9 protein-coding genes are annotated in these 10,582 nt (G+C 62.5%); 5 read left to right on the top strand and 4 right to left on the bottom strand.

The window, feature by feature from the left end:
• Positions 1–168: DUF1289 domain-containing protein (locus A985_RS25700; protein ID WP_232424639.1), on the top strand; the 168-nt coding region annotated here is incomplete at its 5' end.
• On the opposite strand, the gene A985_RS0115405 is transcribed toward A985_RS25700, so the two are convergent.
• Positions 149–1,582, bottom strand: a complete 1,434-nt coding sequence (locus A985_RS0115405; protein ID WP_017234296.1) for an aldehyde dehydrogenase family protein — start codon at positions 1,580–1,582, stop codon at positions 149–151. The genes A985_RS25700 and A985_RS0115405 overlap by 20 nt on opposite strands.
• A gap of 335 nt (positions 1,583–1,917) precedes the next feature.
• On the opposite strand from A985_RS0115405, the gene A985_RS0115400 reads away from it, so the two are divergent.
• Positions 1,918–3,117 carry an NnrS family protein gene (locus A985_RS0115400; protein ID WP_026132013.1) on the top strand — a complete coding sequence of 400 codons (1,200 nt, stop codon included), beginning with the start codon at positions 1,918–1,920 and terminating at the stop codon, positions 3,115–3,117.
• Positions 3,118–3,214: 97 nt separating this feature from the next.
• Here A985_RS0115400 and A985_RS0115395 read toward each other — a convergent pair whose 3' ends face one another.
• Positions 3,215–4,810 (bottom strand): ABC-F family ATPase, encoded by a 1,596-nt coding sequence (locus A985_RS0115395; protein ID WP_026132012.1) that lies wholly within the window; start codon positions 4,808–4,810, stop codon positions 3,215–3,217.
• A gap of 470 nt (positions 4,811–5,280) precedes the next feature.
• Here A985_RS0115395 and A985_RS0115390 point away from each other — a divergent pair, with 470 nt between their 5' ends.
• Positions 5,281–6,219: a LysR substrate-binding domain-containing protein gene (locus A985_RS0115390; protein ID WP_017234293.1), complete on the top strand. Its 939-nt coding sequence runs from the start codon at positions 5,281–5,283 to the stop codon at positions 6,217–6,219.
• 219 nt (positions 6,220–6,438) lie between these two features.
• Here A985_RS0115390 and A985_RS0115385 read toward each other — a convergent pair whose 3' ends face one another.
• Together A985_RS0115385 and A985_RS25695 are read right to left on the bottom strand one after the other, a co-directional pair.
• Entirely contained in the window at positions 6,439–7,797 is a 1,359-nt protein-coding gene (locus A985_RS0115385; RefSeq protein WP_017234292.1) for an 8-oxoguanine deaminase, read from the bottom strand.
• Positions 7,797–9,158: a nucleobase:cation symporter-2 family protein gene (locus tag A985_RS25695; RefSeq protein ID WP_286798664.1), complete on the bottom strand. Its 1,362-nt coding sequence runs from the start codon at positions 9,156–9,158 to the stop codon at positions 7,797–7,799. Before A985_RS25695 ends, A985_RS0115385 begins: the two co-directional genes overlap by 1 nt.
• Before the next feature lie 442 nt (positions 9,159–9,600).
• Here A985_RS25695 and uraH point away from each other — a divergent pair, with 442 nt between their 5' ends.
• Positions 9,601–9,951 carry a hydroxyisourate hydrolase gene (gene uraH / locus A985_RS0115375; protein WP_017234290.1) on the top strand — a complete coding sequence of 117 codons (351 nt, stop codon included), beginning with the start codon at positions 9,601–9,603 and terminating at the stop codon, positions 9,949–9,951.
• A gap of 42 nt (positions 9,952–9,993) precedes the next feature.
• On the top strand, positions 9,994–10,582 hold a 589-nt coding region (locus A985_RS29335), incomplete at its 3' end, for a urate hydroxylase PuuD (protein ID WP_232424633.1).

The raw sequence follows: 10,582 nt of genomic DNA, 5'->3' as shown, positions 1-10,582 counted from the left end.
TCGACGCTCTTCGACGACGTCTGCAAGGGTTGCGGGCGCACCGCCGACGAAGTGTCGAACTGGGTATTCTTGACCGACGCCGAGAAGGCCGCCGTGTGGGCGCGCATCACCCGCGAGGGCAAGGCGATGCGTTTTTGCGAGAGCCGCTCTACGACTTCGCAGCCTTGAACTGAAGCGACTTGTACTCGAGGAACTCCTCGAAGCCGTACACGCCGTTCTCACGTCCGTGCCCGGACTGTTTGAATCCGCCGAACGGCGCCTTCACGTTGAATTCCCCGCCATTGATATCCACTTGTCCCGTGCGGATCTGACGCGCCACCCGCACCGCGCGTGCCTCGTCGCCCGACCACACGCCACCGCCCAGCCCGTAGATCGAGTCGTTGGCAATACGCACGGCATCGGCGTCGTCCTGATACGTGATGATCGAGAGCACCGGACCGAAAATCTCTTCCTGCGCGACCGTCGCGTCAGGCGCCACGCGGCCCAGCACCGTCGGCTGTACGAAGAACCCCGCCTCGAAGCCGGCCGGCACAGCATCCCCGCCCGCGATCAACTCCGCGCCTTCCGCCAGACCTTTGCGGATATAGGTCTGAACTCGTTCGCGCTGTGCGGCGGACGCCAACGGTCCGAGACGCGTCGTTTCCTCACGCGGATCGCCCAGCGTGAAGCGCGCGACAGCCTCCTTCGCCAATGCCTTGACTTCCTCATAACGTGAGGCAGGCACGAGCATGCGCGTGTGCGCCGAACACGTCTGGCCGGAATTCAGATAGCAGGCGTTGAGCGTGCCTTTGACCGCGGCGGCGAGATCGGCATCGTCAAGCACGACCGATGCCGATTTCCCGCCGAGTTCCAGTGCCACCCGTTTGACCGTCTGCGACGCGACTTCGGACACGCGCTTACCTGCCCGCGTCGATCCCGTAAAGGACACCATGTCGACGTTCGGATGCCGCGCCAACGCCTCACCGACCACCGGCCCGAGCCCGGTCACCAGATTGAACACCCCCGGCGGCAGCCCCGCTTCGGCGATGACCTCGGCCAGGATAAATGCGTTGAAAGGCGCCACTTCCGACGGCTTGAGCACCACCGTGCAACCGGCCGCCAGGGCCGGCGCCACCTTCAGTGTGATTTGATTCAGCGGGTAATTCCACGGCGTGATCGCCGCCACCACGCCGACCGGCTCGCGCACCACCAGCGAATTGCCGACGCGCGCTTCAAATTCGAATGTTTCGGCCAATTCGGCGTATTGATTCCAGTGATAGACAGGTCCGCCCACCTGAATGGCGCGAGCCAGCTTGATCGGCATGCCGGTCTCACCGGTGATGACTTGCGCGAGCGCGTCCGTGCGAGCCTTCAGGCCCGCAGCAATCCTGCGCAGGTAGACGGCCCGCTCGGCAGGCGGCGTGGCCGCCCAGCGATCGCGCGCATTCAGCGCGGCGGCAACGGCCGCCTGCACGTCGTCCGTTGCGCCCTCGGGAATGCGGCCCATGAGCGTCCCGTCAGCCGAATGAAAGACGTCCAGCGTTGCGCGCCCAACCGGCGTCACCCACCGGCCGTCGATGAAAAATTTGTCGTACGTGATCATGCGATGTCTCCTGCTGGGAGGTTCCCGACGAGCGATCATTGTAGTCCGCGCGCCCACGCATCTCGCACGCTTGCGACGAAATCAGTCGACTCCGACACGCAGCTTCCGAGATTCCTAAGTTGCGCTCAGATGACGCAAGCACCGATTGCCCACATCGGGCCGACGCGTCTACGGCATCGGATGTCCAAAAGGCACGCATTCTCGTCAGGGTATTGGGCCGGCCCCATTCGCCAAATAGCGCTATCGTCACGCCGCCCCCCATAAGGACATTTCTCCCAGATCGCCCAATGATGCTATAAGATGTATTTACAATACATCTTATAGCGGAGGTCGCGATGTCAATCAGCCAACCCACCACGAGACCATCGTCGCAATCGGTCCCCGGGCTGCCCCTGCTTCGGCTTGGCTTTCGCCCGTTTTACCTAGGCGGCGCAGGCTTTGCGGCATTGGCCATTGCGCTATGGCTGGCCGCGCTTCACGGCTATCCGGTCGCCGGTCGGGCCGCGCCCATGAACGGCCTCGTCTGGCACGTTCACGAGATGATATTTGGCGGCTTCGCCGCCATCGTTGTGGGATTTTTGCTCACCGCGGTCCGCGCCTGGACCTCGCTCGATACGCCCCGGGGTGCACCGCTTATGTGGCTGTGGGGCTTGTGGGCAGCGGGACGCGTACTTGTTTATTACGGGCCGGAATGGCTCGCCGCGGGCGTCGATTCCCTTTTTCTTCCCGTGGTTGCCATCGTGCTGATGCGCGTGCTGATCAAGGCGAACAATCGTCGCAACCTATTTCTCCCCGTCGCCCTCGGCGCTTTCGGTGCGTTGAACGCCCTCTTCCACTGGTGGGCGTGGCAAGGACGCGTTGATCTCTCATTACAGGCCGCTTACGCCGCCATCGGACTGGTCGTCATGTTCGTGACGGTGATCGCGGGGCGCGTGGTGCCGATGTTCACCACGAACGCGGTGCCGGGCTATTCCGCGAAGCGCTGGAAATGGATTGAAACGCTGGCCGCCCCGAGCGTCGTCATCACGCTCCTCGCAGATGCATTCCTGTCGGTGCCCGCCGTGACGATCGTGTGCGCCGGATTCACGGTGCTGATTCACGGTATCCGGCTGGCAGGATGGCGTTCCTGGCGTGTCGGGCCTCGACCGATACTGGCGATCTTGCATGTGGCCTATGCGTGGATTCCGATCGGCTTTGCGCTTCTGGCGCTCGCGGCGGCGGGAACGATTGCGCACTCCCTTGCGATCCACGCCTTGACGGTCGGCGCGATCGGGTGCGCCATCATGGGCATGATCACGCGCACGGCACTGGGACATACCGGCCGCGCGCTGATCGCCGGGCGCTTCGAGATGGCCGGTTACGGATTGATCATTGCCGCGGCGCTCTTGCGCGTCTTCGGCCCCTGGTTGGCGAGGGGTGCCACAAGCGTCTGGATTGACGCAGCGGGGGTGTGCTGGCTAGCGGCATTTGCCGTCTATCTGATGCGCTATGCGCCCTATCTGGTGACGGCGCGGGTTGACGGAAAGGACGGTTGACCCGTCAGACCGATCGGCGAACTGGAACGCCACAGCGCCAATGAAAAAACCCGCCGAAGCGGGTTCTTTCATTTGAGCAACGGAGACCGAACGCGACTCAGACTTCCACGCCCTGGCTCGCCAGATATTCGTCGTACGTGCCTTGGTAATCAATGAGCGTACCGTCGTTCTTCACTTCGATGACACGCGTGGCCAGGCCCGACACGAATTCCCGGTCATGCGAGACGAACACCAGCGTGCCCGGATACTTGTCGAGCGCGATCTGCAGCGACTCGATCGACTCCATGTCCATGTGGTTGGTCGGCTCGTCCATCATCAGCACATTGTGACGGCCCAGCATCAGCTTGCCCCAGATCATGCGGCCCTTCTCGCCCCCGGAGAGCACACGCACCGATTTGCGCACGTCGTCGCCACCGAAGAGCAGACGGCCGAGCGAGCCACGAATCACCTGATCGTCGTCGCCCTCCTTGCCCCACTGCGTCATCCAGTCGGTGAGCGTCAGGTCTTGCGGAAACGCTTCCGACGTGTCTTGCGGCATGTAACCGATGTTCGCGTTCTCCGCCCACTTCACATCGCCCGCGTCGACCGGCAACGCCGCCATCAGGCTGCGAAGCAGCGTAGTCTTGCCTGCGCCGTTCTCGCCGATGATCGCCACACGTTCGCCTGCGCGCACGGCGCCGGAGACGTTCTTGAAGATCTGACGATCGTACGACTTCGAAATGCCTTCGAATTCGAACGCCAGATTGTGCAGCTTCTTCTCAAACTCGAAGCGGATGAACGGATTCTGACGCGACGACGGCTTGATGTCCTCCACCTTGATCTTGTCGATCTGCTTGAGACGGCTTGTCGCCTGACGCGCCTTCGACTTGTTCGCCGAGAAACGACGTACGAAGTCCTGCAGGTCGGCGATACGCTCCTTCGCCTTCGTGCTTGCCGCCATCTGGCGTTCACGGGCCTGGGCCGAGGCGAGCATGTAGTCGTCGTAGTTGCCCGGGTAGATCTTCAGCGTGCCGTAGTCCATATCCGCCATGTGCGTACACACAGCATTCAAAAAGTGGCGATCGTGCGAGATGATGATCATGGTGGAGTTGCGCTCGTTGAGCACGTCTTCCAGCCAGCGGATCGTGTTGATGTCCAGGTTGTTGGTCGGTTCGTCGAGCAGCAGCACGTCCGGATTCGAGAACAGCGCCTGCGCGAGCAGCACCCGCAGCTTCCAGCCCGGCGCAACATTGCTCATCGGCCCCTGATGCTGGTCCGTCGGAATGCCCACGCCGAGCAACAGTTCGCCGGCACGCGCTTCGGCCGTGTAGCCGTCGTACTCGGCGAACTTCGCCTCGAGCTCGGCCGCGTGCATGTAGTCGTCGTCCGTCGCCTCCGGATTGGCGTAGATGGCGTCGCGCTCGCTCATGGCCGCCCACATCTCGGTGTGCCCCATCATCACGACATCGAGCACGCGCATCTCTTCATACGCGAACTGGTCCTGCTTGAGCTTGCCCAGGCGAACGTTCGGCTCGAGCATGACGTTGCCCCCGCTCGGCTCCAGATCGCCGCCAAGGATCTTCATGAACGTCGATTTGCCGCAACCGTTGGCGCCGATCAGGCCGTAGCGGTTGCCCCCGCCGAACTTGACGGAGATGTTCTCGAAGAGCGGCTTCGCGCCGAATTGCATCGTGATATTGGCAGTAGACAGCACAGGTGGTATCCGGGAGATGAGGTGCGGCGGCACGAAATTGCGCCACGAAACCTGGTATTTTAACACCGATGCATGTCATGCGCCCCGGGCCGCCCCCAGCGGTTGTGAAGCATCCGAATTGTGGCGTACGCAGGGGCCGACAGGTCATCGACTGTCTTACGCTGCCCGAAGCCACGTCAATCGGTGCGTCGTCCGCGCCTGTGCCTGCGCGTATGCGTGCGCTTAAGTCTGCGCGGGCTCGGCACAGCAGCCGCTGTCGGTCGCCGCCCCCGACGCGGGCAAACTCGCGTGGGACCCGACCGTGCAGCCAGCCCGCGATTAACGTTGTTGTAGCGCCTGTCGCCTCGCGAACGACAGGCGCCACGGTCGCCGGTAGGGGCTTTCCGCTATAGAAGCGTATGGGACTTGTGCTTCATAATGATTTCCTTATGCAATTCACAGTCCGACATATTCGGATTGTTATATTCCTTATGAGCCAGAACCGCGAACCGATTGACACTTATTTGCTGCGCGTCCTTCATACCTTGTTGATCGAGCGCAGCGTGACGCGCGCGGCCGTCAAGCTGAACCAGTCGCAGCCGGCGATCAGCGCGGCGCTGCGGCGGTTGCGCGACATCACCGGCGATCCGCTGCTGGTGCGCGGCAAATCGGGCATGGTGCCCACGGAGTACGGTCAATCGCTGCTGGAGCCCACACAGAACGCGTTGCGCGAGATTGAGCGCATCACGGTTCAGCAATCGAATTTCGATCCGGCGACGACGGTACGCACGTTCCGCATCGGCTCGCCCGACTATCTGAATACGCTATTCGTACCGACAGTCGTCGAGCGCTTTCGCCAGCAGGCACCCAACGCCCAGCTCGAACTCCATTCGCTGGGGCCCGCCTTCGACTATGAGCACGCCCTCGAAGACGGCAAGGTCGACATCGTGATCGGCAACTGGCCCGAGCCGCCGGAGCAGCTTCACCTCTCGAACTTGTTCGTCGATCAGATCGTCTGCCTGGTGCGCAATACGCACCCCTACGCCAAACGCGGCCTCACACTCGACCAGTATCTCGCCAGCCCGCATCTCGCTCCGACACCCTATTCCGTTGCGCAACGCGGCGCCATCGATATGCACCTCGCGCGCGAGCGCCTGAAGCGCAATGTGGTCGTGACGATTCCGTATTTCAATCTGGCGCCTTACGTTTTGCTCAAATCCGATCTGATCTTCACCACGACGCGCCTGTTCGCCGACTATTACGCCGAGTTTCTGCCGCTCACCGTGCTCGAAGCGCCCATCGACTTCCCGCCGATGCAGTATTACCAGTTGTGGCACGAACGCACGCACTATTCGGATGAGGTGCGCTGGCTACGCAGCGTCATTTCCGACGCCACGCGGACGTTGCTTGAGATGCGCCCCCAGACCTAGGCCGTCGCCGCAGTCGTCCCCTGCCGTTACCCGCGCTTACCTGCGCCATCGATTCGCCTCGGGGTTCCCGCGAGGTTTTTACCGGCGGAGCGGCCCCCACCGCTCCGCCGAACCGCACGGCAGCATGCCCGGAGTCCAGGCACACCACCCCCGACGTCCCGCCGGCCCGTTGCCGCGCCGGGCCGCACACCGTGAAGGTGCGGCCGGTGCGGCAGGGCCTTATCGGGATGCCTCGGCCAGTTGCCGCGCCAGCGCGTTGTGACGCGTGACGAGCGACGGCAGGTCAAGCGTCGCCAGACGCCCTTCGCGCACCACCACCCGCCCGTTCACCACGCTGTAGGCGGCTTGTCCGGGATTACAGAAGACCAGCGCCGCCACCGGATCGTGCAGGCCACCCGCCATGCCGATGCCACGTGTGTCGAACGCCACGAAGTCCGCCGCCATGCCGGGCGCGAGCACGCCGATGTCGTCTCGCCCCAGCACGCGCGCGCCCCCCACCGTGGCGATCTCCAGGGCCTCGCGCGCGGTCATTGCGCTCGGACCGAAGCCCACGCGTTGCAGCAGCAATGCCTGGCGCGCCTCGCCGATCATGTTGGCCGCATCGTTCGACGCCGATCCGTCCACCCCCAGCCCAACGGGCACGCCCGCGTCACGCATGCGTCGAATCGGGGCGATGCCCGATGCGAGCCGCATGTTCGAACACGGGCAATGCGCCACGCCGGTGCCGGTCTTGGCGAACAGCGCGATGCCCGCGTCGTCGAGTTGCACGCAGTGGGCATGCCAGACATCGTGGCCGACCCAGCCCAGATCCTGCGCATACTCGGCCGGCGTCATGCCGAACATCTCGCGGCTGTAGGCAATATCGTTGACGTTCTCCGCCAGATGGGTATGCATCGATACGCCGTACTGACGCGCCATCGTCGCCGACTCACGCATCAGGTCACGACTCACGGAAAACGGCGAGCACGGCGCCACGACCACGCGCAGCATCGCGTAGCGACCTGCGTCGTGATACGTCTCGATGAGACGTTGCGTGTCGGTGAGAATGTCGTCTTCGCGCTCCACGACACGATCGGGCGGCAGCCCGCCCTGGCTCTGCCCGACGCTCATGCTGCCACGGCTGGCATGAAAGCGCATGCCGATCTCGGCGGCCGCTTCGATGCTGTGGTCGAGCTTGCAACCGTTCGGGTAGATGTACAGGTGGTCGCTCGACGTGGTGCAGCCCGAGAGCAGCAACTCGGCCATGGCCGTCTGGGTCGAAACGCGGATCATCTCCGGCGTGAGGTTCGCCCACACCGGATACAGGTTCGTCAGCCAGTTGAACAGTTCGCCGTCCTGCGCCGCCGGAATGGCGCGCGTGAGGCTCTGATACATGTGGTGATGCGTGTTGACCAGGCCGGGAATCACGACGTGCCCGGTCAGATCGAGCACGTCGTCAGCCGTGTCGGGCAGCGTATCGCGGGTGCCGACCGCCACGATTCGGTTGTCCTCGATGTAAAGGCCGCCTCGGGCAATTTCGCGGCGGCCCGCATCCATGGTGACCAGCACGTCGGCATTCGTGACGAGCAGCGTTTTCATCAATGCGCCTCCAGTCCCATCGCCGACCCGTTCTGCTCGCCGTGGCCATTGGCGGCCGGCGCTTTGAAGCCATTGAAGTAGGCGTTCAGAATCACTGCCGAGAGCGTGGCCAGCAGAATCCCGCTGTGGAGCAACGGCGCGAGTTGTTCCGGCATCTTCGCGAAGAACTTGTTCGACGCCACCGGAATCATCGCCATGCCGATGCTGATGGCCACAATGTACAGGTTATAGCGGTTGTTCGAGTAGTCGACCTTGGACAGAATCTTGATGCCCGTGGCGAGCACCATGCCAAACATGACCACGCCGGCGCCGCCCAGCACGAATTGCGGAATCGAGGCCACCACCACCGACATCTTCGGAATGAAGCCGAACACGAGCAGGATGGCGCCCGCCGCCACGCACACCCAACGACTTTTCACCCCCGTCACGCCCACGAGGCCGATATTCTGCGAAAAGGAGGTATGTGGGAACGTATTGAACAGGCCGCCGATCACGGTGGCCAAGCCGTCGACACGCAGACCGGCCACCAGCGCCTTCTCGTCGACCGGCTTGCCCACGATCTCGCCAAGCGCCAGGAACATGCCCGTCGATTCGATGAACGTGATCAGCATCACGATGGTGAGCGTCACAATCGCCCACGGATCGAACACCGGCATGCCGAAATGGAACGGCAGCACGACGTCGAACCACTTCACCTGATCGAGGCCGTCGAAATTGACTTTGTGAAGCATCAACGCAATGGCGAAGCCAAACAGAATACCGAGCAGCACGGCAATGTTCGAGAAGAAGCCCTTCACGAAGCGCGTGATCAACAAGATGAAGATGAGGACCGCGAAGGACACCCCCAGGTAGACCGGGTCGCCGTAATCGGGATTGCCCACCCCGCCCGCCGCCCAATTGATCCCCACGCCGATGATGGTCAGGCCGATCGACGTGATGACAATGCCCGTGACAATGGGCGGAAAGAAGCGCAGCAGCTTGCCAACGGCCGGCGCGAGCAGCGTACCGATGATACCGGCGGCGATGGTCGCCCCGAAAATGCCGGGCAACCCGAGCGATGGATTGGTGCCGATCGCGAGCATTGGACCGACCGCGGCGAACGTGACGGCCATGACGACCGGCATGCGAATGCCGAAACGACCCACGCCCACGCTCTGGATCAGCGTGGCAATGCCACAGCACATCAGGTCGGCGGAAATGAGAAAAGCGATCTGGTCCTTGGGCAAGCCAAGGGCGCCGCCGATGATGAGCGGCACGGCGACCGCCCCCGCATACATCACGAGCACGTGCTGCAGGCCCAGCATGAACAGTTTTCCGATCGGCAGTCGCTCGTCGACCGGATCCACGGTGTTGGTTGTCACACTCATTTCGTCTCCGTCCCAAGGGGGGCTGTTTGATTGCTATTTTTGGGTGACTCAATGGTGCAGGTCGACGCCTTTTGCGACAAGACCGTCGGAGGCTATAGTGTTTTTTTCATGGAACGTATGCCTGAATGCTTATCTTGCCGCTCGGGTTTTCCCGAGGCAGGTACGTCGCCATTGGGCTTTCCGGGCGATGCGCGTCCAGTGGCGGACACACATCATATGCACGGCGTTATACGGCGGATAAACGAAACAAATAGTGCTCCCAAAAATCCCCTTCGCAGGGCACGCGGGGTACGCTGAGCACGTCGGCATGCCGCAGGGATGCCTGTCACGTATTTGTCCGGCGTGGCGTGGTATGTGCGCGTTTTTATCTTTGGTATTGCGCCCGTTGCCACGCCGCCATCTCCCTACAATGCATCCATCCATCACAGGAGACATCATGGGACGACTGACTACCCACGTACTTGATACATCGCACGGCAAGCCAGGCGCGGGCATCCGTGTCGAGCTATGGCGTGTGGACGGCGAGCGCCGCTCGCTGCGCGACGTGCAGACGAATCACGACGGCCGTTGCGACAAGCCGCTGCTCGAAGGCGAGGAATTCGTCGCGGGCGAATATGAACTCGTGTTCCATGCAGGTGACTATTTCGCCGCCCAGGGCGTGGACGTCCCGTCGCCGCGCTTCGTGGATCGCGTTGTGCTGCGTTTCGGCGTGGCCGAGCCTTCCCAGCATTACCACGTGCCCCTTCTGGTGTCGCCGTGGAGCTTTTCCACGTATCGCGGTAGTTGATAAGCGCGAGCGTGAACGTCAGGCAGTTGAGGAGAACATAAGATGGAAGCGTTTATTACCGACTGGGTCAATCTGTTGTTGCGCTGGCTGCATGTGATAGCGGCCATCGCCTGGATTGGCGAGTCGTTCTATTTCGTGATGCTGGACAATGGTCTGAAGCCGCCGAAGGCGGCCGACGACAAGCAAAAGGGCGTGTTCGGTGAGATGTGGTCGGTGCACGGGGGCGGTTTCTACCACGCGCAAAAGTACCTGAACTCGCCTCCGCAGATGCCGGAAGACCTGCACTGGTCGAAGTGGAAGTCGTATACGACGTGGCTCTCGGGCTTTGGCCTGTTCTGTGCGCTGTATCTGCTGCAGCCGCAGACGTATCTCATCGACAAGACCGTGATGGATCTGCAGCCGGGTCAGGCGGTGGGTCTTGCGGTGGCGTTTCTGATTGGCGGCTGGTTTGTCTACGATTTCCTGTGCCGCATGCTGGGCAAGAACGAACGGGTGCTGGGCATTGCGGTTGCGCTGTTCGTGGTGGCCGCGACGTATGCCACGACGCATATTTTTGCCGGGCGCGCGGCCTTCCTGATTGTCGGCGCCATGATGGCGACGTCAATGTCGGCAAACGTGTTCTTCTGGATCA

Origin of the sequence: Pandoraea sp. B-6, assembly GCF_000282835.1 — a bacterium.
Taxonomy (GTDB): domain Bacteria; phylum Pseudomonadota; class Gammaproteobacteria; order Burkholderiales; family Burkholderiaceae; genus Pandoraea; species Pandoraea cepalis.
Note: the sequence above shows the minus strand (reverse complement) of the source record. Positions and strands in the feature narration are given on the sequence as shown.